The following is a 26123-nucleotide window of genomic DNA, read 5'->3' as shown; positions in this document are numbered from 1 at the left end:
ATTTAATCTATATAATGAATTTTTGCGCGTCCCGTTAAACGCGTTAACAACTCGTAAGCACTAATTCCTGTGTGCTTAGCGATCTCTTCAACAGTGAGTCCTTTCCCCCAGAATATAACTTCATCTCCTGGTTTATCAAGGCTATCACTACCTAAATCAATCACTATCATATCCATAGAAACTCGGCCTACAATTGGTACTCTCCGACCATTTATCAAAACTGGAGTATTTGCAGGAATACTTCTGGGATAACCATCGCCATACCCCATTGCGACCACACCGAGTTTAGTATCTTTAGGACTGGTCCATGTTTGCCCATAACCTACTGACTCACCTTGTTTATGATCACGGACTACTATTAATTCTGATTTAAACGTCATTGCTGGACTTAATTCTGCAACCGGTTCGTCAAAAGGTGAAACGCCATAAATTGCAATTCCGGGGCGGATAGCATCACGATGCGACATCGGCCAAGCTAATGTTCCACCCGAAGCCGCGATAGAAATTTTACCAATTAATGATTTATCCTCAATTGAATCTATAAATTTATCGAATAACTCAATTTGTTTCAGCGTTTGATTAGAGTTAGCTTCATCCGCTGAACTAAAATGACTGATTATATTGATCGGTTTACGGACTGCAGCGCAATTTACTAAGCGATTAAATGCAGTTTTAGCTTCTTGCTGATTAAAACCTAAGCGATGCATACCAGTATCAAATTTGAACCAGGTAGTAATTTGGTTATCTACAATTAATTTTTCTAAAGCATCAATTTGCCATTGGCAATGGACGACAGTTTGTATATTAAAATCAATCAAATCACCTATATTATCTCGCAGGAAGAAACCTTCTAATAATACAATTGGTGTATTAATACCACTATGACGCAATACCATTGCTTCTGAAAGACGCGCTACTCCAAAACAATCGACCTTAGTATGCAGTAATTGAGCTACACCTTTGATTCCATGTGAATAGGCATTTGCTTTAATAATAGCGATAAGCGAACTATAAGGGGCTATTTTTCTTAAATATTCAATATTATGTAGAATTGCTTTACGTTCAATTTCTACCACTGCTATAGACATTTTCTTGAACTCTAATTTTTTATTAGATGACTATTGTAATTTTTGTTACCAATAATAACAAATATTTCTTTGTATTAGCTGTGCAATTTTTCCTGAATCTAACTCACTTAAATGTAACTATCCATACTATAAAAATGGTTTAACTTAACTAATTGAAAAATAATAATAATTATTATTTATACCAACTTATTAGCTTATTTTATTTACACATTAAACGATAATGGTTATTATTCCGTTTTTAAAACGATAATAATTATCATTCAATGTGTAGCTAAAAATCATAGATACTAAACTAGGAAAGGATAATATCGACAATGAAATTGATAATTACTAAGAATTATATTACACCAACTTTATGCATTACTTTTTTTAACCTATTTTTTATGGCTAATGCTTTTGCTGACGAAAGAAAAAGCAATTATCATGATACGATTGTAGTTACCGCAGATCGTAATGAAAAAACGGTCTGGGATAGTTCTGTGTCGGTCAATGTTGTTAATCGAGATGAAATTGAAAAACAAAACGGGGATTCTATTGTTGAAAGCTTACGTGATATTCCCGGTGTAGAGATAACTGATAACGCTCTCGCTGGTCGAAAACAAATTATGATCCGTGGTGAAGCACCTTCACGTATTTTAATGTTAATTGATGGACAGGAAGTAACCTATCATCGTTCAGGGCATGGTTCTAGTGCTGGTGTGTTGATTGATATGGAATCTGTTGAACGTATTGAAGTAATCAAAGGGCCTCATTCTGTACTTTATGGTTCACAAGCTATTGGAGGTGTAGTTAATTTTATTACCCGTAAAGGGAGTAAAGATGGTTCACCTTTAAATGGAGATACTAAAGTCATTTATAATGGTTCGACTGATGGTTTTACTGAAATGGGTACAGTTAATGGTACTATTAATGATATCTTTGATTATCGTATAAGTGGTACCTACGCTGAAAATAAGGATCGTAAAGCTTATCAAGGAAAACTTCACGATACAGATTTTGATAACAATAGTGTAAGTTCATGGTTTGGTTTTAATCTTGATAAACATAAAATTGGATTATCTTTAGATCGTTATAAACTTGATACTAAAACCTATAATGAAAAAGATCCTAATTCACCTGAAATCAAAGATTTTTATGTCAAAATACCAAAGTTACAACGTGAAAAAGTAGGTTTATTCTATGATTATGATGCTGATGGAGTTTTTTTGAAAAAGTTACATTATGATGCTTACGCCCAAAAGTTGAATCGTAAATTTAGAAATCATATTGAAGTATCACCAAATCCTAGAATGAATGTTGATACTAAAACGGCTACTGATGATGAACAAAAAACCTATGGCATGACATTCCAATCAGATTTCGAACCTGCTAAAAATATGAAATTAATTACCGGGATTCAATACCAACAAGATAATGTTGACCAAGATTCGCACAATAGAGTTGTCTCAAAAATGCCTATGCCGGTTGCTAGTTATACTCAAAATAAATATTTGTCCAATAAATGGCAACAATCAAGTATTTCATTATTTGGGCAAAACGATTGGGCAATTACAGATGATATTGCTTGGAATCTAGGTATTCGGCAATATTGGATACAATCCAAATTAAAAAATGGTTCAACATTAATCAATAAAAAACCTGTTATAGGACGACCGACTTCAACATACAAAATTGACGGAAAAAAGAAAGATAACGATAATAATTTCGTGGTTTCTTCTGGTCTAACTTATTCCGGAATTAAAAATACTCAACTTAGAGCTTCATTTGCGCAAGGATATGTGTACCCTACTCTTGCTCATCTTTATGCTGTAACCTCAGCCGCAAATCAGACACTTTATGGAAACTCCAAACTCAAAGCTGAAAAATCGAATAACTACGAAATTGGATTACGTTATAACAATAATAAATGGTTAGTTGATACTGCTATTTATTATTCTGCAGCTAAAAACTATATTACTGATACAAGTTGTAATGGTTCAGCTGTTTGTGATGGAGCTTCTGGTCGGAATTTTAGTTATTATCATAATGCTAATAAAGCTAACACCTATGGTTTAGAATTTATGGCGGAATACTTAGACTTACCAGTAACACCTTACGTTAAAGGTAATTACCTACGTCGTCAGATTAAGACTAATGAATATACCACTTATGACACAGGTAATCCACGTTTTGCAGGGAATGTTGGTGTAAGGCATACAGCCTATTTTGACAAAATAGACATTGATTCCGATCTATTTATGCGGGTAGCCACCAAAGCAACCAAAAAAAGTGATGGTTCGGCATATCATTACAGCGGATGGTCAACACTGAATTTATCTACTTCCACTTCATTTGGGCCACAACGTCAGTATAAAATTGGGATTGACCTAAATAATATACTTAATAAAGATTACACCACTGCTTATGAAACTATTCCGGCAGCCAAGTTCCATGCCATAGTTAGTGCGAGTATGAAATTCTAGAGGCTTAATAGGATAGCCTTATTATTAACTTTATTGTAATTTACAATATTATTAACTGATTGTAAGTTACAATAAAGCTCCATTCAGGTACCTCCGCAATATAATTTTCTACTTACGTATAATATTCTTATAAATATGCTTAAGCGCCATAACCGGATGATAGATCATCATTCTTGGTCCGGAAAAACGCATTATTTGTTTTATTTGTTGTTTATAATCCTTGCGATAACAATGTTTAGGGCATCGTTCACAGGTAGTTTTTTCCTCGCCAAAACGACACATAGTCAATCGTTGCATGGCATATTGTAGTAAATCATTACATTCATCACACAATTGGTTATTAGGACTGTGATGATTTTTATGACAATATAAATATATCATTGCTCGCACGGTAGCCTTTTCTTGTTCTATTTTTGGACCGGTATTATTTGCAACCATAATAACAACACATTAAGTTAGAAAATGCTAAAATTAGATTCATATGACTATCTTCACAAGGAACAATACTAATGGCAAGAATTATTAATAAAGATACCACTGTTTGTATGTCACTATCAGCCCGTCCAAGTAATTTTGGTACCCGCTTTCATAACTACTTGTATGAAAAATTGGATCTTAATTATATTTATAAAGCTTTTACAACCAATAATTTGAAAGATGCTATTTATGGTATTAAAGCTTTAGCTATTCGTGGCTGCGCCATTTCAATGCCTTATAAAGAAGCCTGTATTGAATTTATTGACGAATTAGACTCATCAGTTACCTCAATTCAGTCAGTTAATACTATCGTAAATACCAATTATTATCTAAAAGCCTATAACACTGATTATATCGCAGTAGCTAAACTGATTGAGTCTAATAAAATTAATAATAACACTGCTTTTGTATTAAAAGGTAGCGGTGGTATGGCAAATGCAGTTATTGGTGCTTTTTATGATGCTGGGTTTAAAAATGGAGTAATAGCTGCTCGCAATCAACAAAAAGGGGAAGCCTTAGCTAAACGCTATAACTATAAATGGGTTAAAAATGAACAAACTATTGCCCCTGAACAAGCTCGATTAATTATTAATGTTACTCCAATAGGAATGCTTGGTGGTGTTGAAGCACAGGCATTGGCTTTTTCTGAAGCAATGATAAAACAAGCCGATATTATTTTTGATGTAGTAGCTATGCCAATCGAAACACCAATGATTAAGTTTGCTAGGAAATTAAATAAAACAATTATTTCCGGTTCCGATGTTGCAGTACTGCAAGCTGTTGAACAATTTGTGTTATATACCGGTATTAGGCCTGATGATAAATTAATTAAACAAGCAGGAGACTTTGCTCGCCAAGGTTAAAACTGAATTATATTCCACCAATATATGTTGGTGGAATAAGTTTTATCAGTTGTGTTACTACAGTTACATTAACGCATGTAACTGGTGATAGACATTTAACAATTTTTGATGCATAACAAATTGTTCCAAATTGTTATTGGCGGTTTTACTATTAGTTGTAAAATTTGATAAACCAAAAAATTTTTTTTGTGCTATCGCATATTGCCACATTTCGTCAACACAAGCAGCACCATACATTTTATTAAAAGCAGCTTGGTAATGAACCAATTGTTTACTCCCTCGTACAATAATAAAATTGACTAAAGTTTGTAAGCAACGATAAGCATGATTACGTTCAGGTGTGAATATAGATTCATTCATTTCAACTGTCCAATCAATCCATAATTTCGCTTGTTTTAAGTCTTTACCAGCAAGTGCTAACATGGCTTTTAATTCACCGATACGTAAAGTTAGCCAAGCATTATCTTTACCTGTTGCTATGCCCAACAATTCACGCACCCGAGCAAAGTCATCCAACCCATCATCATCTAATTGTTCAATTATGCTTAGATATTGTTTAGCTGAACGTTTTTTATGTGGCAAAGATAATATAAGTTCACGTAAGTGTATTGCCATGTTGTTATTAGCGATTAACAGATCTTCTGGAGGATAGATTTCCGACATACCTACAGCTAAAATTCGGCAAGCATAAACACCTAAGTGTTCATAATCCATAATTAATACTTCAGTGTTGTTGTGGGCTAATATCGCCATTAAGTTGGCAAATTCTTGTTCCGTTGTACCCGAAAAATCCCAATCAACAAAGTCATAATCATGTTGTTCGTTAAATAAATCCCACGAAATTAAACCACTTGAATCAATAAAATGTGTTTCTAAATTACTGAGATCAGCCACTTCATCATTAGCAAAACTTGGTGGTGAAAATACATCGAGATCTTTTAAACTGCGGCCTTGTAATAATTCAGTAACAGTTCGTTCAAGTGCTACACCCAAATTAGGATGTGCGCCGAATGATGCATAGCTTGTACCATTTTGTGGATTAAATAAAACCACACAAATAACCGGAAATTGCCCCCCCAAAGAAGCATCAAAACAATAAATTGGGAACCCTTCGCTTTCAAGTGCTTGAATAGCAGTTAACACTCCAGGGTAGCGATTAAGCACAGGGGTAGGAATGGTTGGCAAACTTATGGCTTCTGCAATAATTTTATTTTTTGCATAACGTTCAAAAATTTCTGACAATGCTTGTACCCGAGCCTCATTACGAGTATTACCCGCGGACATACCATTAGAAGCATAAAGATTAGCAATTAGATTAACCGGCACATAAACAGTTTTTTGATCAGATTGTTGAATAAAAGGTAAAGCACAAATCCCTCGTTCAATATTACTTGATTGCAAATCAATTAAATCACTGGCACCTAACTCTTTGTTTGGATCATAAAATTTAAGTAGTTTTTTAGACAGTAAACCTTGAGGTATGGAGTTATCTTTTGGAATTGCAAACCATTTTTCTGTAGGATAATGAACAAACTTAGCATTAGCTGCATCTTTACCTAAATAAAAATCGGCAAAGAAGTAATTGGTAGATAATCGTTCAAAATATTCACCTAAAGCTGATGCTAAAGCGGCCTTTTTACTTGCACCTTTACCATTAGCAAAACAAAGTGGACAGGTAGTATTTTGAATATGTACCGACCAGACATTGGGAACGGGATTTAGCCATGATGCTTCTTTTACATCTAATTTAAATTTGGCTAACTGGGACTGAAAGTAATTAATTGAATCTTCAAGGGCAGCATCTTTGCCAAGAATATAAGTTTTCATATCAAGTCTCAAAAAAATTGTATAATATATAGCGCCTTTAATTCATAAAGCTATTCATTTTTAATGAATATACTAACTTTAAAAAATAATTAAATAATCACAAAATTTATCAATAGGAATAAAAAATGAAAAACAATGTTAAATTTAAAGATCTTTCATTTAAGGACTTTTTCTTTTTCAACAAATTATTAACACCAGTATTTATCACTATTATTTATTGGGTTGTTATCGCTTTAGTTATCATTAGTGGTTTATCTATTATTTTAGGTAGTTTTGCGTTGTTCCACTATAGCTTTTCTATGGGTATGATTGCCTTTTTTAGCGGCATTTTCACCATTATTGGCGGACTAGTCTCCACCCGTATTGTATTTGAAATAATTTGCATCTTATTTAATATTAATCGCAATATTGAAAAAATAGCATCTGCATCAACAGATACGAAAGAAGTAAGCAATAATAACACTAATAATCAATAATTATTAATTGTTTAATTAATGTTGATAATTAAAATAATTAAGTGGGAATAAATCCCACTTTTAAAATCATTTAGCATTTTTTATTTTTGATTTTAGTTCATTGCTTAACTAATTCATTTAACGACCATCTTGGCTTAACATTTATAGTTAATTCGGTCAATGGAAGTTCTTTTAAATGGATCATCCCCGCATAAGCGATCATGGCACCATTATCAGTACAAAACTCTAATCTTGGGTAATAAATCTGCCCTTTTCGTTGTTTCATTAATTCAGCTAATTGGTTACGCAATGTTGTATTGGCACTAACACCACCAGCAATAACTAGTCGTTTAAATCCTGTATGTTCGAGTGCTCGGCGAGATTTAATCACTAAAGTATCAACGAGCGCATCTTCAAAGGCTCTAGCTATGTCGGCTTTAGTTTGCGCATCTATACCATTATTTGATGTATTTTGATGGATTATGTTAGCCGCTGCGGTTTTAAGCCCGGAAAAACTAAAATCTAATCCTGGACGATCAGTCATCGGTCGAGGGAAATGAAATCGAGATGCATCACCTTGCTCTGCTAATCTTGACAGTTTTGCACCACCCGGATAATCAAGCCCAAGTAATTTAGCGGTTTTATCAAAAGCTTCACCAGCGGCATCGTCAATTGATTCACCCATTAATTGGTATTGACCAATCCCTGTAACACTAATTAGCTGTGTATGACCACCAGAAACAAGTAAAGCAACAAAAGGAAATTCAGGCGGATTATCTTCGAGCATTGGGGCAAGTAAGTGCCCTTCCATATGGTGTACAGCTATTGCCGGCACATTCCAAGCATAAGCAAGTGAACGTCCCACCGAAGCGCCGACCATTAATGCTCCAATTAGTCCCGGACCTGCTGTATAAGCTACGCCGTTAATATCTGCAGAGGTTAAATGAGCTTCTGTTAACGCAGCTTGAATTAATGGCACTGTTTTACGAATATGATCGCGCGAAGCTAATTCGGGGACTACACCACCATAATCAGCATGTAATTTAATTTGTGAATATAGTTGATTAGCTATTAAGCCATTTTGGTCATCATATATAGCAACACCAGTTTCATCACATGATGTTTCAATACCTAATACTTTCATTAATGTCTACCTACGAAGTCTATAAGCTCATCTTCACTCCAAAGATCTTGTACGCTTATATCTTTGTCTGGTATACGGTGTTCTTCACTGGCCCAATCACCTAAATCAATAAGTTGACAGCGTTTACTACAAAATGGACGATATGGGCTTTTTTCTGACCATTCAATTTCAGTTTGACAAGTTGGACATTTTACCATTGTAACAATATGTTTATTCATGTTTACTCTTTTGTATTACTCCTACTTTATTAACAACATGCTAATTCAAATTCAATAGAATCAAGATTTATATTATCACTGGCTTCAAGCGGTAAAAAACGGATGCTGTAACGAGACATATGCCCAGATACTTGTGGGTATACGTTTTTGTCTAATGGTACCCGGATACGGATAAGATTAACGTCACCATTAGTTTCTTGAAAAAAATTATTTGTATAAATAAAAACCTTAAATTCACCTAATTGCCTAATTAATTGCAGACATGATGACAATGATTCATCAAGCAACGATAAATGTTGTAACCAATTTTGTACTTGTTGATCTCTTTTTTCTTGTGATTGTTTTAACCATAAATGAAATGAAGGTAAATCAAAACTACAACACCCTCCTGGAATCATCAACCGTTGTCGAATTGCAGTAATAAAACGATCATCTTTTAAACATTGGCCGAGCCTTAAGGTAGAATTATATTTTGTTATAAATGAATCAAGTCCGTTCACTAAATCATTTAATAACTCTTGATCTACCCCATCAATATTCATCCATGATAATAGTTTTTGTTTTTGTGATTCAAGTTCTTTGACTAAATCACCTTTAACATCATTACGTTCAATAATTTCTAATAATTCAGACAGTGCATGAAAAAATAATAAAGCATTATTTTGATTAAAGTGACAATGCATTTTGAGCTGCTTCAATAAAAATTCAATACGTAACCACGTACGTGTCTTTTCATTTAGAGGGTGTTCAAAAACAATCTTATTCATATTAATCCATTCTTATGTTTGTTGTTATTGATATACTGGTGATGTAATTTATTTACTTGTTCTGTTAATGATTGCAAATCACCATTATTCTTAATAATATCATCAGCATATAAAAGTCGCTTTAAAGAAGACACTTGCGACTGTATCATCTTTTGCGCTAATGCTTCATCAATATCGTCCCTTTGAATTAGACGTTCTAACTGTAACTCTACCGGTGAATCAATCACTAATACACGATCTACAAGACGATGTAAATTATTTTCAATCAATAAAGGCACAACCCAAATTACATAACTAGCATCCTGCTGCATTGCTATCTGATGTTGTGCTTCTTGTTGAATAATCGGGTGCAATAAGCTATTTAACCATAACCTTTCATGATCATTATTAAAAATGATATCGCGTAATTGTGAACGATCAAGTTCACCATTTGGTAATAAAATTTCTTGACTAAAATGTTTAACAATTAGATTAAACGCAGGTGTACCTGATTGTACTACTTGACGGGCAATAATATCGGCATCGATAATTGGCACACCTAACTTCGCAAAAAGGTTCGCGATAGTACTTTTACCACTGGCGATTCCACCGCTAAGTGCGACAACATAAGGCATGAGACAAATTCCAATCAGATCTAACTTCTTTAGCAGTATACCATACAATTAAGTATGATTATATATATTGAAATTAGCTTAATAGAAGTGCATAAAATCTCATTATGTCATTTTAATAATATACATTAACACCACTTAATCAACATGATAATTAGACTCTTAACTGTTTAGTAGAAATAAATCATAATGTTTTATTTATCATAAAAAAACCATTAAAAAATCATCAGCCAAAAATGATAATTTTAATATTTTATTATTTGAATAATATTAAACAAATGACCCTCATCTATGCTTATTGCGACTAAACTTTGAAAATAAATCAACAAAACAGTTGGTTTTATAAAATTAGCTGTATATAATCACATATATCTGTATATAAACACAGGACAGCCATTATGAGACCTTTAACTGAACGCCAACAACAGATTTATGATCTGATAAAAGATAACATTCAAACTACAGGAATGCCGCCTACTCGAGCTGAAATAGCTAAGAAATTAGGATTCCGCTCTGCTAATGCGGCTGAAGAACATTTAAAAGCATTAGCTAAAAAAGGCGCAATTGAAATGATTGCCGGTTCTTCAAGAGGGATTCGCCTATTACTTGAAAGTGCTAATGACCAAAATGACTATGAAGGTATTCCACTTATTGGTCAAGTTGCTGCAGGTTCCCCTATTATGGCTCAAGAACATATTGAAAGCTATTATCAAGTAGATCCATCACTGTTTAAACCCCATGCAGACTTTTTATTAAGAGTTCATGGAATGTCAATGAAAGATATTGGAATTTTAGATGGGGATTTACTGGCTGTACATAAAACTCAAGACGTTAAAAATGGGCAAGTTGTAGTGGCTCGTATTGATGATGAAGTTACTGTGAAAAGATTATCGCAAAAAGGTAAACATGTACATTTATTAGCTGAGAATGAAGAATTTGCCCCGATTAAAGTTGATCTTGAACAACAAAATTTTGCTATTGAAGGTATAGCCGTCGGTATTATTCGTAATGGGGCATGGATGTAATCAAAAAGTTGGTATAAAATAATCACTAATTATTAACTAGGGGAAAATAATATGTGGTTATTCTGGTTATTTGAATTTTTGGGTTTTATCGCAGTCCTATTACTCATTTTTGCTTATTGTCGTTTTCGTGGAGAAGGCTTTTGGTCTTTTATCTGGAAATATTTAAAATGGGTTACTTTAGCTATCGTTATTGTATGGATATTGATTGCCGTTCTTTGTCGTAACCATTTATATAATGCTACTCATTGTTATTTCCGTGGGGTAAGTATGCATTCTAATACTAAATATTCCATTTATTTAAGTGAATGCCAAATTGAAACTCGCAGCGGTAGTTATGTACCAATTGATAGAGCGAGAGCATTACCTGGTTCCAAAGATGGTGACTCAGATGACCACAACGATAATAACGATATCTTGCCGGAATAATTAACTAATATTTTAGATCAGGTAGTGAATGATTTTAGTTGCCTGATCTATTTTCTCTGTTGTTCTAAATTATCTTTCTTTACTGGTTGTTCTTCACATTTGCAACGCTAACATAAGCTAAGAAATAATTTTCTAATTTTTTGAAACCGAAAATCAATACAAAGCTTACACACAAATAAATGACAGCAGCAATACCAAAAGCATGAAATGGTTGGTAAGTTTCAGCATAAATATCTTGCGCAATTTTCATTAAGTCAGGGACGGTGGCTGTAAAAGCTAATGCGGTTGAATGTAACATAAAAATAACTTCATTACTGTAGGCCGGCAAGGCTATACGAAAAGCTCTTGGTAAAATAATATGCCGATATAATTGAAAACGATTAAAACCTAAAGCAGTTGCGGCTTCAATTTCACCATTTGGTACATTACGAATTGCACCAGCAAAAAATTCTGTAGTATAAGCGCAGGTATTTAAGGTGAAAGCTAATATAGTGCAATTTAATCCGTTCCGGAAAAATTCATCAAGAATATAATTCTCTTTTACTATACTTAAAGTATAAATACCAGTATAGATAATTAGCAACTGTACATATAAGGGCGTACCGCGAAAGACATAAGTAAACAGCCAAATTGGGAATTTAATAAATCTATTTTGTGAATTACGCCCAACTGCCAATATCAAAGATAACACCCCACCGATCGTTACACATAATATTAAAATCCAAAGTGTAATAGCTAAACCGGTAGTATTATAACCGTCAGTCCACAGCAAAGCTTTCCAATATTCTTGAAGTATTTCTATCATTGCAATAATCTTTCTTATAATTTTGCTTTGGTAATACCGATAGAATAATGTTTTTCAAACCATAATAAAACAATATTCGAAATCGTAGTAAAAAACAGATAGAACGCACCAGCAATTAATGCGAAAAAAAGTGGAGCATAGGTTGCTTCCCCAACTATTTTGGTAGCTCTAACCAAATCTGATAAACCTAATAACGATACTAAAGCAGTAGCTTTTAATACTACTAACCAATTATTAGTAATGCCAGGAAGGGCAAATCGCATCATCAATGGGAACATAACATAACGGAAAACTTGTGCTTCACTTAAACCGAGAGCAAAAGCGGCCTCTAATGTTGTTTTGGGTACTGCCAAATATGCGCCACGAAAAGTTTCAGTAAAATATGCACCGTAAATAAAACCTAAAGTAATAATTCCCGCTATTAATGGATTGATTTCGATAAAACCAATACTAAAAAAATCAGTAATACTATTAAGCAGGAATTGTAAGCCATAAAAAATTAATAGCATTAACACTAAGTCAGGCACACCACGAATTAGCGATGTATAAGCCTGGCAAAGTAACGCTGTAGGTTTAAAATTAGATAATTTGCCAATAGCACAAATTATACCTAGTATCATTGCCAATATTAATGAGGCAACCGCTAAGCTGATAGTAATTAATGCACCATGACAAATTAATGGAATATAACCTTGCATTGATTATTCATTACTATTATAGATATTAAATTCAAAATATTTGTCGTTGATCTTTTTGTAAGTGCCATCGGCTAATATTTCTGCTAACGCTTTATTAAAGGCTTCACGAAGTTCATTGTCACCTTTACGGAATCCTAGCCCAGTACCAACACCAAAATATTTTTTATCAGTCAAAGCTGCACCAGCAAAGGCAAAATCTTTACCTTGTGGTTGTTTTAGAAAAGACTCACTAGCTGTTACTTCATCTTGTAAAACCGCATCTAAACGCCCAGCAATTAAATCAGAAAAAACTTGTAATTGATTTTGATAAGGTACAATAATAACGCCATTTGGACGCCAAACTTCATTAACAAAATATTCTTGGGTAGTACCTTGTTCAACACCAACACGTTTTCCTTTCAATGATTCCACTGTCGGCAATAAATTGGCATTATTTTTAGCTACTAATCGAGAATTTACCGCAAAAGTAGGATCAGAAAATGCAATTTGTTTTTCACGTTTTTCAGTAATAGAAAATGATGAAGAAATCATATCAATTTTACGTGATAGCAGGGATGGGACTAAGGCATTAAAATCAGTTGTAGCAAAATTACATTTAATATTAATTTTGTCACAAAGCGCCTGAGTTAGCTCAATATTAAAGCCAGTAATTTGACCATTAGCATCAATATAATCAAATGGGGCATAAGAAGTATCGGAACCTATCTTTATCGATTCAGGTAATTGAGCTTGTCCAACGAAAGGCAACCATAATAAATTAATAACAAATAATGATTTTAATAGTTTTTTCATAATTAAGTCTCTAAGTAGATTGGATGTATAATATACGCTGTTCTGAATAAATTTGATAATAAAAAATAATTATGAAAATATAGAATATTATAAGAATTGCAGAATTAAATCTGCAATTCTAAATTAACTTTAACTACAAACAACTAATAAAATCGATATTTAACTTTAGAGTTTGATTGGCTTTATACCCCAAATGTCTTCAGCATACTCTTGAATGGTTCTATCAGATGAAAACTTACCCATATTAGCAATATTAAATGCAGTTTTTCGGAACCATTGATTAGGATCTCGGTACACTTCATCAACCTTTTTTTGTACTTGATAATAAGATTCAAAATCTGCCAAATTTTGATAACGGTCACCAAAATTGGCTATTGCATCAAATAATCCGCGATAGCGTTCCGGATTTAAAGGACTAAAATAACCAGTGGCTATTTGCGTCAATGCTTGATTAATACGCTGATCATGTTCATAGTAATCGCGAGGGTTATATGTTGAACGCAGTTCTTCAACTTCTTTAGCATTATGACCAAAGATAAAAATATTATCATCACCAACACTTTCTTTAATTTCAACATTAGCACCATCAAGTGTTCCTATAATTAATGAACCATTAAGTGCAAATTTCATATTACTGGTTCCGGAAGCTTCAAAACCAGCCAATGAAATTTGTTCAGATAGATCAGCCGCTGGGATCATAATTTCTGCAAGGCTAACACTATAATTGGGTACAAATATGACTTTGAGTTTACCATTAATTCGTTTATCGTTATTAATAAAGGTTGCCACTTCATTAATTAATTGGATAGTCTGTTTAGCCAGTTTGTAAGCACTTGCCGCTTTACCCGCGAAAAATACCACTCTTGGTACCCAGTCCGCCTCAGGATTCGCCAAAATTTCATTATAACGAACAATAGTATGTAATAAATTTAAACTCTGGCGTTTATACTCGTGGATACGCTTTATTTGCATATCAAATAATGCTTCTGGATGAATAACAATATCAAGTTTATCAGCAATAAATTTAGTTAATCTTTCTTTATTAGCTTTTTTAACATCTTGTAATTCTTTTAAAAACATAGGGTAATCAGTTTTATCATTTAATTCACTAAGTAAGTTCAGATTAGTGCGCCAATGTTTACTCAAGTATTTATCTAATAAATTAGCTAGGCCAGGATTAGCTACACCAACCCAACGTCGAGGAGAAATACCATTGGTTTTATTGCAGAATTTTTCTGGATATAACTTGGCAAAATCAGCAAATAATGATTTGACCATTAAATCAGAATGCAATTGCGACACCCCATTAACTTTATGACTAGCTATAACCGCCAACCACGCCATTCGCACCCGTCGCCCATTACCTTCATCGATAATTGATACTCGAGACAATAACTCATTATCATTAGGTTGCAATTTTTTGACTTCTTCCAAAAATGCATAGTTAATTTTAAAAATAATTTGTAAATGATATGGTAACACCTTACTCATCATATCAACAGTCCAAGTTTCCAGAGCTTCAGACATAAGTGTGTGATTAGTATAAGAAAATATTTTCTGAGCCATTTTCCAAGCTTTGTCGAAAGAGTAATCATAATGATCTGTTAATATTCGAATAAACTCAGGTATAGCTAATACCGGGTGAGTATCATTTAAATGAATGGCTACTTTTTCAACTAAATTATCTACAGTACCATTTACTCGATAATGTCTAGAAATAATATCTTGGATTGTTGCTGAGACTAAAAAATATTCTTGCGATAAACGTAGTGCCTTACCGTGCATAGTTGAGTCATCTGGATAAAGTACCAGTGATACATTTTCAGAAAGAGATTTATCCTGAACCGCTGCAAAATAATCACCTTGATTAAACTTGGTAAGGTCAAGTTCATCGATAGCTTTAGCTGACCATAATCGCAAAGTGTTAGTTACATCATTGTCATAACCTGGAATAATTTGATCATAAGCATAAGCCAACACTTTTTCAGTATCTAACCAGCGAGTAATATCACCTTCTTGTTGAACTCGACCACCAAATTCAACTTTATATTCAATACTATGGCGATAAAACTCCCACGCATCACCATGTTTTAACCAATTATCCGGAACTTCGACCTGTTGATTATCTACAATAGTTTGTTTAAACATTCCATATTCATAACGTAACCCATAACCCCATCCCGGGTAACTTAATGTTGCTAATGAATCTAAAAAACATGCGGCTAAACGACCTAACCCACCATTTCCCAAACCCGGATCATCTTCAAAGGAACAAAGATCTTCTAAATCAAGACCTAATTGATTTAGTGCATCTTTAACTTCAGAATAAATACCATTGGAAATCATAGAATTAGATAACGTACGCCCAATAAGAAACTCCATTGAAAGGTAATAAACTTGCTTACTATCTTGTGATAACTGTGCTCTTACTGTGCGTAACCAGTCTTCTACCATCCTATCTCTAACTGTTAAAATAACCGCATTTAACCAATCATGTTTATCAGCTATAGCTGGGTCCCGACCAATAGAAAAAAGTAGTTTATAAATTATTGACTGTTTAATTTTTTCAACTGTTACAACAGGTGAATCATAATCTAAATTAGAAACTAATGTCATTGAATATCCTCCAAATAATTCGTGCTATACAGCGTTATAAAGCTGTTGATATTGCTTAGCTGATTCTTGCCAACTAAAGCTTTGGCTCATTGCTCTTTGCTGCAAAATTCTCCAAGTTTGCTGTGATTGCCATAATTCAAAAGCACGATTAATGGCATAACGCAGTCCTTCTTGATTACTATCTATATAGGCAAAACCTGTTGCAGTTTTGTTATCTAAATTTTCATTAGTACTATCAATCACTGTATCAGATAGCCCACCAGTGCGATGAACTAAAGGTAATGTGCCATATTTAAGCGCATATAATTGTGTTAACCCACATGGTTCAAAACGGCTTGGCACCATAAGAATATCTGCACCAGCAATAATTCGATGTGAAAGTTCTTCGTTATAACCATAATAAATAGCAATATTATTTTGGTACTGAGGATTATTTGCTAGTTTAGAAAAAGCTTGATACAAATCATCGTCGCCACTACCTAATAAAATAAACTGCCCCCGTCTTGCAAGAATTTCTGGTAATAAAGACAAAACTAAATCCAAACCTTTTTGTTTCGTCAATCGGCTAATAATACAAAATAAAGGTTGTTTATTATTAGTATCTAAACCAAATTCATTTTGTAAAAAATACTTGTCAGTGTGTTTATTTCTTAAATTACGTTTATTATATCTTGATACTATTAAGGTATCTTTAGTTGAATTCCAAACATCATCATCAATACCATTTAAAATACCGGTTAATCGTTGTTGTTCGGCTCGAGTTCGCAATAGTCCATCAAAACCATTACCAAATTCAGTTGTGGTGATTTCTTTGGCATAAGTTGGGCTAACAGTTGTAATATGATCTGAATAATACAAACCTGCTTTTAGATAAGAAATTTGTCCATAATATTCAAGACCATTAACATTAAAATAAGACTGTGGAATTTGGATTTCCTGTAAATGGTAACGCTCAAAATTACCATAATAGGCTAAATTATGAATAGTGAAGATACTCTTAGCATGATGATAAGGTTGTTTTAAATTTAAATAAACACAACTTAAACCCGCATGCCAATCATGAGAATGAACAATGTCCGGCTGCCAATAATAGTCTAAACCACATGCTAGTTCACTAGCAATCCACCCTAGTAATGCAAAACGAAGATAATTATCAGCATAAGCATTTTGGTACATATCATGATATGGGCTACCTTCTCTAGCATATAAATGTGGCGCATCAATAATATAAATGCCGATATCATTACAATAACCAAATAGAATCGTTGCTTGTCCGGCAAAAGTATTTATTGTTTTCACTACTTGTGCATTACTAACTCCTGATTTGATAGCAGGATAACCTGGAATTAAAATACGACACTGTTCACCTAATTTATTTAATACCTTAGGTAAAGCACCGGTTACATCTGCTAATCCCCCCGTTTTTATTAAAGGATAGAATTCAGCGCACACATGTAATATTTTCATACTTATTTCCTTATGGTTGGGCTATACCTAATTTACGCAGCATTTCACGTGTCACCAGTGTGATCCCTGATTCGCTACGATAAAATCGTTTTGCATCTTCCTCGGGATTTTCACCAATAATCATGCCTTCAGGAATATAACAAGCTCGATCGATAATACATCTACGTAATCGACAACGTAGCTTAATAATACAGTCAGGTGAAATAATAGAAGAATCTATAGTGCAAAATGAATCTATACGAACTTTAGAAAAGATAATTGAATTAACGATCATCGAACCAGAAATAATTGAACCGGCACCTATCAACGAGTTCATTGTCATCCCTTGACCACCATCAAGGTTTTGCACAAATTTTGCGGGCGGTAATGGATCAACATAAGTACGAATCGGCCAATACGGGTCATAGATATCCAGTTCTGGCATGACTGAAGCTAAATCCAAATTTGCCCGCCAATATGCATCAACTGTTCCGACATCACGCCAATATGGAGGTGCGGAATGATCAGAAGTCACACACGAACGATTGAATGGATGAGCATACACCACTCCTTGTTTTACCCCTTTAGGAATAATATCATGACCAAAATCATGGGTAGAATTTGGATCCTCATGATCCTCTTCTAGCATTTTAACTAAATAATCAGTATTAAAAATATAAATTCCCATACTAGCTAAACAATGGTTAGGATCATCAGGTAATGAAGTTGGATTTTCAGGTTTTTCATTAAATTCAATTATTTTTTCAGATTGATCAATAGTCATCACACCTAAACCTTTGGCATTTTTTAATGGCACTTTAATACAACCGACTGAACATTTAGCCGCCTTTTTGACATGATCAAGTAACATTTTGGAATAATCCATTTTATAAATATGATCACCGGCTAAAATAACAATAAAATTAGCCCGATAACGAAGAATGATATCTAAATTTTGATAAACCGCATCACCAGTACTAACATACCAATTACTATTTTCAACTTGTTGTTGTGCTGGTAACAAATCAATAAATTCATTCATCTCTTCATTAAAGAATGACCAACCGCGTTGAATGTGCTGGATGAGTGAATGGGATTGATATTGCGTTAACACCCCAATGCGACGAATACCCGAATTAATACAATTGGATAAAGGAAAATCAATGATTCTAAATTTGCCGCCAAAATGCACCGCTGGTTTCGCTCGTTTGGAAGTAAGATCTTTTAATCGTGAACCTCGTCCGCCGGCTAAGATAAGGGCGATCGATTGAGTTGGTAACTCTTTTGCTAACATTAGGTCCTGATCTAATTTATTATCCATATGTACCTCCTATTCCGGCAAAATTAAAATTGAAAAGGTGTGGGCATTGATTTTCCAGTTATTAGGACCCTGCTGTTGTTCAACTTTCCCTAAAATACTTGTTTTAATTTTGTTTGGGGTGCAGAAATTTTGTTGTACATCTGTAGGATTAATAACGATAAGCCAATTATTTGATAGTTGTATTTGTAATAGTTTGGGTATATTTTCCTGCCAATCAGCAACAGACATTAAATTACCTTGCTGATTTAACCAACGTACATCATTTTTAGTTTCACATTGAATATTATCTTGCCACCAATGACTATGATTTAGAGCAGGAATTTGTTTCCTAATTTGGATTACACTTTTAACATAATTAAGTAGTTCTTGGTTATTATCTTTTAGTTCTGACCAATTTAACCATGTCAATTCATTATCTTGGCAATAACCATTATTATTGCCTTGTTGGCTATTACCCCATTCATCACCTGCTAGCAACATTGGCGTTCCTTGAGATAAAAGTAGTGTGGCTAATAAACTTTTTTGCACAGCTAATCGTTGCTCTGTAACTGCAACATTAGTTGTATCACCTTCTACTCCGAAGTTATTACTCCAATTATGATTATTACCATCATGGTTATTTTCACCATTTGCTAGATTGTGTTTTTGATTAAAACTAACTAAGTCTTTCAACGTAAAACCGTCATGACAAGTAATATAATTAATAGAACTGGTTGGAGTACGCCCTTGCTTATTAAACAACCAACTTGATGCAGCAAAGCGTTGGGCAAAATCACCTAAACATATATCCTGATGGAGCCAAAAACGACGCACTGTATCTCGATACTGATCATTCCATTCAGCAAATGGATAAGGGAAATTACCCAGTTGATAGCCATCATTACCAACGTCCCAAGGTTCTGCAATTAATTTTATCTTTTGTAGAACAGGATCTTGTTGAATAGCAATTAATAAGGGCGAGTTAGCATTAAATTCAGGTGTACGCCCTAGGATTGTGCCCAAATCAAATCTAAACCCGTCAATATGGCAAGTTGTGACCCAATAACGAAGACAGTCCATTACCCATTGGATCACTTTAGGATGCATTAATTTTAATGAGTTCCCACATCCGGTCCAATTAATTAAATTCCCTTGTTGATAGTGCCAATAGTAGTTTTGTGGATCGATACCTTTAAGATTGAATACTGGCCCTGATGCATCAAGTTCAGCAGTATGATTAAAAACCACATCTAAAATGACTTCAATGCCAACTTTATGAAGAGCCTTAACCATATCTTGAAACTCGGATAATGGTGTGGTATTAGGTCTTTTGGACCAATATTTTGATTCAATAGCAAAAGGTGCAATGACATTGTATCCCCAATAATTGTGAAGTTTTAATTGCTGTAGTCTTGGTTCATCTAGATGAAATTGCACTGGCATTAATTCAATACTGGTGATCCCTAATTGAGTTAAATAATCAATCATCACTGGATGGGATAACCCAGCATAAGTACCACGTAATTGCTGCGGAATATTTGGATGTAATTTAGTTAATCCTTTAACATGTGCTTCATAAATTAGCGTTTTTGGCCAAGGAATATTGGGGGTAAGATCGTCATGCCAATCATAAACATCTTCAATGACAACACCCCATAATTGGCCATTAATAACTTCTACTGCTTTAGCATAAGGATCCAGTAATAACAGTGCATTCCCATCAATTCGATAACAATAAAGAGTCCCAGCTGCGATTATATTAGTAATAGATATAAACCATACATCGCCAATTTTTTCATTAACAGGAATAACATTGATGGTACCATTTACCAATAAACAAAGTTCTACTTTGGTTGCCGATGCGGAAAACAAGGTAAAACTAACACTATTAGTTTTAGCCTGATAGTTACTACCCATTGGTAAATAATCCATATTAGGCCCTCACTAAATACAAAGTAGCTAATGGTGGCACAGTTACAATAAGTGAATATGGTTTACCGTGACTGGCAACTTTTTGGGTGACAATAGAACCTAAATTACCTACATTACTACCACCATAATAGATTGAATCAGTATTTAAAATTTCTTGATATTTACCACTCTCAGATACTCCAAATTGATAGTTATAATGAACAACAGGAGTATAATTACTAAGGACAATTATTCTGTTACCTTGATTGTCTATTCGTTCAAACACAAAGATTGAATTTTGGTTATCATCAACCACCAACCAATTAAATCCAGCTGCTTGGTAATCAAGCTCGTATAACGCAGGATTTTGTCGATAAATGTTATTTAAATCTGTTATTAGTTGCGAAACACCTTGATGTAAATTATTTTTGCCTTCAGTTACTAAATACCAATCCAACTGGCTATCATGATTCCATTCATTCCATTGACCAAATTCACTACCCATAAACAGCAATTTTTTGCCTGGATAAGCCCACATGAAAGCATAATAGGCCCGCAAATTAGCAAACTTTTGCCAAGTGTCTCCGGACATTTTATTCAAAATAGAACATTTACCATATACCACTTCATCATGCGATAGCGGTAAAATAAAATTCTCGCTATAAGCATAAGTTAGGCCAAAAGTAATTAAATTATGATGATACTTACGATAAATAGGATCGAGTTTTAAATAATTCAAAGTGTCATGCATCCAGCCCATATTCCATTTATAGTGGAAACCCAAGCCATTATTTTCTGGAGGTTTAGTGACACAAGGATAATCTGTGGATTCTTCAGCAATAGTAATACAACCCGGATAATATTGACCAATATCATGATTAACTTCTTGTAAAAACGAAATTGCTTCCAAGTTTTCCCGACCACCAAATTTATTAGGGATCCAATCACCACTTTTACGACTATAATCACGATAAATCATTGATGCAACCGCATCAAACCGGAAACCATCTACCCCATAAACATCCAACCAATACAAGGCATTGCTAATTAAATAGTTCCTTACTTCAAAGCGGCTATAGTTATAAACTAGCGTATTCCAATCTAAATGCATACCTTCTTTTGGGTTTGGATACTCATACAATGTGGTACCATCAAACTGACGTAAACCATGTTCATCTTCCGGAAAATGCCCTGGCACCCAATCCAATATAATATGGATACCTTGATCGCGAGCAGTTTGTAAAAAATAGGCAAAATCATCAGGGGAACCAAAACGACTTGTTGGTGAAAACAAACCTATTGGTTGATACCCCCAAGAACCATCAAATGGATGCTCCATAATCGGTAATAATTCAAGATGAGTAAAGCCCATATCTTTTACGTAAGGTAATAACTCATCAGCAAGTTCACGGTAGGACAACCACGAATTATCCTGATGGCGTTTCCATGAACCTAAATGCACTTCATAAATCGAGATAGGCTTATTAAAATTATTAGCAATTTTAAAAGTAGTATCACTCATTGGGGGCTTAGGGAAGGCTTCAACTCTTGAAGCCGTATTAGGGCGGATTTCGGTACCAAATGCATATGGATCGGCTTTTAAAACAGTTTTATTCTGACTAGTAATAAGTTCATATTTATAAAGTTGTTTAACTTTAACTTGTGGAATGAACAGTTCCCAAACTCCGGTTTCTTGGCGTAATCGCATTGGGTGTTGCCTACCATCCCAAAAATTAAAATCGCCTACTACGGAAACCCTTTTTGCGTTTGGTGCCCAAACTGCAAAAATCACTCCTTCAGTATCACCAATTTTAAACGGATGAGCGCCTAACTTTTCATAAGCACGTAAATGTTTACCTTGTTTTAATAACCAAACATCCAACTCTTGTAACCAAAACCAAAAGCTATAAGGATCATCACGAACTTCATGATAATTTTCCCAATAAATATCTAATTGATAGGCAAATTTTTCTTTTATACCTGATAATACGCCAATAAAAAAACCATTATTAGTAGTTGGTGATAATTCTAGAATAGGTTTGGAAGGATATTTACTTAGTAAAATAATACGTTGTGCATTAGGAATAAAGACTCTAACTTCTAGCCCTAAACTGCACTCATGCATACCTAAAATGGAAAATGGATCGCGACATTGACCATTGATAAGATTTCTGATTTCTTGAGTGAATGAGTATTGCATATAAATTCCTTATTATATTGAAATAAAGCAAACTTCACTGGCAAGATTTTTTATTCTATTTATGAATGCAAGTTACTATTCTAAAAATTAGAAATACAACTAATTTTTTTAAAAAATAACACGTGAATTGATTAATTAATAAACAAAAAGTGCGGGCTATTAGTTAATCTGTATACATAAAGTGCTAATAGAAAATGATAAATATTAAAAATTAAAATAAAACAGTTAACTATGTATAAAAAAAGCCTGAAAACATAACATTTTCAGGCTTTCCTATTCTTTAATAAGTTTAGTTATTTATCGGTTGCGAAACCAATATTAATCTTACTGTTTAGCAACAATTTGATTATCTTGTAACTCTAGCTCAATTGGTTTACCTGGGATTAATGCACCAGATAAAATTTGTTGTGCTAAAGGATTTTCGACTTCATGTTGTATTGCTCTTTTTAGAGGTCTTGCTCCATAAATTGGATCAAAGCCAACTTCCGCAAGATGCCCAAGGGCAGCATCAGAAATCGATACAGTATAACCATGTTCAGCTAGTCGTTTTTCAACTCGTTGTAACTGAATTTTAGCAATCGCTTTAATATTGTCGCGACCTAATGGATGGAATACCACAGTTTCATCTATTCGGTTGATAAATTCAGGTCTAAAGTGTTGAGTAACCACAGTCATAACTAATGATTTCATTTCATTATAAGTTAAATCAACTTTACCTTGAATTAAGTCTGAACCCAAGTTTGAAGTCATAATAATAACTGTATTTCTGAAATCAACAGTGCGACCTTGACCATCAGTTAAACGACCGTCATCAAGCACTTGTAACAGTATATTAAATACATCCGGATGCGCTTTTTCAACTTCATCAAGTAATACCACAGAATATGGACGGCGTCTTACTGCCTCAGTTAAATAACCACCTTCCTCATAACCAACGTATCCAGGAGGCGCACCAATTAAACGAGCCACTGAATGTTTTTCCATAAATTCTGACATATCAATACGAATCATGGCATCTTCACTATCAAACATAAAATTAGCTAGTGATTTACATAGTTCAGTTTTACCCACCCCTGTTGGACCTAAAAATAAGAACGAACCAATTGGTTTGTTCGGATCTGAAAGCCCAGCTCGACTACGACGAATCGCATTTGCCACTGCAACCACGGCTTCATCTTGTCCAATAACTCGTTGATGTAATGATTCTTCCATATGCAATAACTTGTCTTTTTCCCCTTCTAGCATTTTCGAAACAGGAATACCTGTTGCTTTAGAAAGGACTTCGGCAATCTCTTCATCAGTTACCTTATTACGCAGTAACTTCATGGTTTTACCTTCCAGCTGAGTAGCTTGCGCTAACTGTTTTTCCAGTTCTGGGATGCGACCATACTGCAATTCAGACATCTTATTCAAATCACCGGCACGGCGAGCTTGTTCAATTTCAATGCGCGCTTTATCTAAATCCGCTTTAATATGCTGAGTTCCTGACACTGCTGCTTTTTCAGACTTCCATTCTTCATTTAAGGAAGCAAATTCTTTTTCTTTTTCGTCTAGTTCATTATTTAGCATTTCCAAACGTTTTTTACTGGCATCATCAGACTCTTTCTTCAACGCTTGTTGTTCCAATTTTAACTGGATAATACGGCGTTCTAAGCGATCTAAAGATTCTGGTTTGGAATCCATCTGCATACGAATACTTGACGCAGCTTCATCAATCAAATCGATCGCTTTATCTGGTAACATACGATCGGAAATGTAACGATGCGATAATGTTGCAGCAGCAACTATTGCCGGGTCAGTAATCTGCACATGATGGTGGATTTCATAACGTTCTTTAAGTCCACGTAAAATCGCAATAGTGTCTTCAACTGTTGGTTCCGCAACATAGACTTTTTGGAATCGGCGTTCTAAGGCCGCGTCTTTTTCAATATATTGACGGTATTCATCAAGGGTAGTTGCCCCAACGCAGTGTAATTCACCACGAGCTAATGCTGGTTTTAACATATTACCGGCATCCATGGCGCCATCGCTTTTACCGGCACCAACCATAGTGTGAATTTCATCAATAAATAGAATGATTCGACCTTCTTCTTTAGCCAAATCTTTCAAAACTGCTTTTAAACGTTCTTCAAATTCACCACGATATTTTGCCCCAGCAATTAAGGCTCCCATATCTAATGACAAAACACGTTTATTACGTAATCCTTCCGGCACTTCACCATTGACTATACGTTGAGCTAAACCTTCGACTATCGCTGTTTTACCCACGCCTGGTTCACCAATAAGTACTGGATTGTTTTTAGTACGGCGTTGTAATACTTGTACAGTACGGCGGATTTCTTCATCACGACCAATAACAGGATCTAATTTACCCTGTTCGGCACGTTCAGTTAAATCAATGGTATATTTTTTTAATGCATCTCGTTGATCTTCTGCATTGGCATCATTCACGTTATCACTCCCCCTAACTTGATTAACAGCTTGGGTAAAACGCGCTGAAGTTACCCCCGCTTTTTTCAATAGTTCACTAAGTGCGCCTTTTTCTTCAAGGGCGGCTAAAATAAATAACTCAGACGAAATATAACTATCATTATTTTTCTGTGCTAGTTTGTCGCACAAATTCATAATACGAACAAATTGTTGTGAAGGAATAACTTCACCACCAATTCCTTGTACTTGTGGTATTTTGTTAATTGCCTGTGTTAATTCTTGTTGTAATAAAGGCAGATTAGCTCCAGAACTAGTAAGTAGCGGTTTAATGCTACTAGCATCTTGCGCTAACATAGCTGCAAGCACATGTTCAGGTTCTATATATTGATTATCTTTGCCAAGAGCCATGGACTGTGCATCAGCCAAAGCTTGTTGAAATTTATTTGTTAGTCGGTCTAACCGCATATTAATATCTCCTTAGCAATAAATTTGGCTATAATGCTTAAAACACTTAAGCCATTTGCATGGTTACTAAATGAGTGTGATTGAATAAATTTCAAGA

General features: G+C 34.3%; 21 protein-coding genes. 5 read left to right on the top strand and 16 right to left on the bottom strand.

The window, feature by feature from the left end:
* Positions 1–2: 2 nt before the first annotated feature.
* The gene (alr, locus tag A9G13_RS06625) at positions 3–1088 is read right to left on the bottom strand and encodes an alanine racemase (protein WP_065556800.1); all 1086 of its coding nucleotides are present in this window, start codon (positions 1086–1088) and stop codon (positions 3–5) included.
* A gap of 314 nt (positions 1089–1402) precedes the next feature.
* Between alr and A9G13_RS06620 the strand changes: the two genes are divergently transcribed.
* The gene (locus tag A9G13_RS06620; protein ID WP_081301182.1) at positions 1403–3550 is read left to right on the top strand and encodes a TonB-dependent receptor plug domain-containing protein; all 2148 of its coding nucleotides are present in this window, start codon (positions 1403–1405) and stop codon (positions 3548–3550) included.
* A 108-nt stretch (positions 3551–3658) separates the two neighbouring features.
* On the opposite strand, the gene A9G13_RS06615 is transcribed toward A9G13_RS06620, so the two are convergent.
* Positions 3659–3988, bottom strand: a complete 330-nt coding sequence (locus A9G13_RS06615; RefSeq protein WP_065556799.1) for a nitrous oxide-stimulated promoter family protein — start codon at positions 3986–3988, stop codon at positions 3659–3661.
* Positions 3989–4059: 71 nt separating this feature from the next.
* On the opposite strand from A9G13_RS06615, the gene A9G13_RS06610 reads away from it, so the two are divergent.
* A complete protein-coding gene (locus tag A9G13_RS06610; RefSeq protein WP_065556798.1) occupies positions 4060–4890 on the top strand; it encodes a shikimate 5-dehydrogenase in 831 nt (276 codons plus the stop codon).
* Between the two features lie 63 nt (positions 4891–4953).
* On the opposite strand, the gene ycaO is transcribed toward A9G13_RS06610, so the two are convergent.
* On the bottom strand, positions 4954–6717 hold the full coding sequence (gene ycaO / locus A9G13_RS06605) for a 30S ribosomal protein S12 methylthiotransferase accessory factor YcaO (protein WP_065556797.1): 1764 nt from the start codon (positions 6715–6717) through the stop codon (positions 4954–4956).
* A gap of 125 nt (positions 6718–6842) precedes the next feature.
* Here ycaO and A9G13_RS06600 point away from each other — a divergent pair, with 125 nt between their 5' ends.
* Positions 6843–7193, top strand: a complete 351-nt coding sequence (locus tag A9G13_RS06600; RefSeq protein ID WP_065556796.1) for a DUF4282 domain-containing protein — start codon at positions 6843–6845, stop codon at positions 7191–7193.
* 97 nt (positions 7194–7290) lie between these two features.
* Here the strand turns inward: A9G13_RS06600 and tsaD are convergent, their stop codons facing one another.
* The 4 genes from tsaD to coaE are packed head-to-tail and all read right to left on the bottom strand — an operon-like array spanning position 7291 to position 9915.
* Positions 7291–8316 carry a tRNA (adenosine(37)-N6)-threonylcarbamoyltransferase complex transferase subunit TsaD gene (tsaD, locus tag A9G13_RS06595; RefSeq protein ID WP_065556795.1) on the bottom strand — a complete coding sequence of 342 codons (1026 nt, stop codon included), beginning with the start codon at positions 8314–8316 and terminating at the stop codon, positions 7291–7293.
* The gene (yacG, locus tag A9G13_RS06590) at positions 8316–8513 is read right to left on the bottom strand and encodes a DNA gyrase inhibitor YacG (protein WP_335340070.1); all 198 of its coding nucleotides are present in this window, start codon (positions 8511–8513) and stop codon (positions 8316–8318) included. The genes tsaD and yacG overlap by 1 nt, the downstream gene beginning before the upstream one ends.
* 50 nt (positions 8514–8563) lie before the next feature.
* Positions 8564–9301, bottom strand: coding sequence for a cell division protein ZapD (zapD, locus tag A9G13_RS06585; protein ID WP_065556793.1), 738 nt, complete (start codon positions 9299–9301; stop codon positions 8564–8566).
* Complete coding sequence (gene coaE, locus A9G13_RS06580) at positions 9298–9915, bottom strand: dephospho-CoA kinase (RefSeq protein WP_065556792.1); 618 nt, start codon at positions 9913–9915, stop codon at positions 9298–9300. The genes zapD and coaE overlap by 4 nt, the downstream gene beginning before the upstream one ends.
* Before the next feature lie 395 nt (positions 9916–10310).
* On the opposite strand from coaE, the gene lexA reads away from it, so the two are divergent.
* Complete coding sequence (gene lexA, locus A9G13_RS06575) at positions 10311–10937, top strand: transcriptional repressor LexA (RefSeq protein WP_065556791.1); 627 nt, start codon at positions 10311–10313, stop codon at positions 10935–10937.
* 51 nt (positions 10938–10988) lie between these two features.
* A complete protein-coding gene (locus tag A9G13_RS06570; protein WP_065556790.1) occupies positions 10989–11363 on the top strand; it encodes a hypothetical protein in 375 nt (124 codons plus the stop codon).
* A gap of 79 nt (positions 11364–11442) precedes the next feature.
* Here the strand turns inward: A9G13_RS06570 and A9G13_RS06565 are convergent, their stop codons facing one another.
* The 9 genes from A9G13_RS06565 to clpB all read right to left on the bottom strand — a co-directional run bounded on the left by A9G13_RS06565 (position 11443) and on the right by clpB (position 26026).
* Positions 11443–12168, bottom strand: a complete 726-nt coding sequence (locus tag A9G13_RS06565) for an ABC transporter permease (RefSeq protein ID WP_065556789.1) — start codon at positions 12166–12168, stop codon at positions 11443–11445.
* Between the two features lie 14 nt (positions 12169–12182).
* A complete protein-coding gene (locus A9G13_RS06560) occupies positions 12183–12866 on the bottom strand; it encodes an ABC transporter permease (protein WP_065556788.1) in 684 nt (227 codons plus the stop codon).
* A gap of 3 nt (positions 12867–12869) precedes the next feature.
* Positions 12870–13658, bottom strand: coding sequence for an ABC transporter substrate-binding protein (locus A9G13_RS06555; RefSeq protein WP_065556787.1), 789 nt, complete (start codon positions 13656–13658; stop codon positions 12870–12872).
* Positions 13659–13823: 165 nt separating this feature from the next.
* A complete protein-coding gene (gene glgP / locus A9G13_RS06550; protein ID WP_065556786.1) occupies positions 13824–16274 on the bottom strand; it encodes a glycogen/starch/alpha-glucan family phosphorylase in 2451 nt (816 codons plus the stop codon).
* A 24-nt stretch (positions 16275–16298) separates the two neighbouring features.
* Positions 16299–17741, bottom strand: coding sequence for a glycogen synthase GlgA (glgA, locus tag A9G13_RS06545; protein ID WP_065556785.1), 1443 nt, complete (start codon positions 17739–17741; stop codon positions 16299–16301).
* Positions 17742–17751: 10 nt separating this feature from the next.
* A complete protein-coding gene (gene glgC, locus A9G13_RS06540) occupies positions 17752–19041 on the bottom strand; it encodes a glucose-1-phosphate adenylyltransferase (protein WP_065556784.1) in 1290 nt (429 codons plus the stop codon).
* A gap of 9 nt (positions 19042–19050) precedes the next feature.
* A complete protein-coding gene (gene glgX / locus A9G13_RS06535; protein ID WP_065556783.1) occupies positions 19051–20952 on the bottom strand; it encodes a glycogen debranching protein GlgX in 1902 nt (633 codons plus the stop codon).
* 1 nt (position 20953) lies between these two features.
* Positions 20954–23131, bottom strand: a complete 2178-nt coding sequence (gene glgB, locus A9G13_RS06530; protein WP_065556782.1) for a 1,4-alpha-glucan branching protein GlgB — start codon at positions 23129–23131, stop codon at positions 20954–20956.
* A 324-nt stretch (positions 23132–23455) separates the two neighbouring features.
* A complete protein-coding gene (gene clpB / locus A9G13_RS06525) occupies positions 23456–26026 on the bottom strand; it encodes an ATP-dependent chaperone ClpB (RefSeq protein ID WP_065556781.1) in 2571 nt (856 codons plus the stop codon).
* Positions 26027–26123 lie beyond the last annotated feature (97 nt).

The sequence above is a fragment of the Gilliamella sp. wkB178 genome, assembly GCF_001690705.1.
Lineage (GTDB): Bacteria > Pseudomonadota > Gammaproteobacteria > Enterobacterales > Orbaceae > Gilliamella > Gilliamella apicola_K.
Note: the sequence above shows the minus strand (reverse complement) of the source record. Positions and strands in the feature narration are given on the sequence as shown.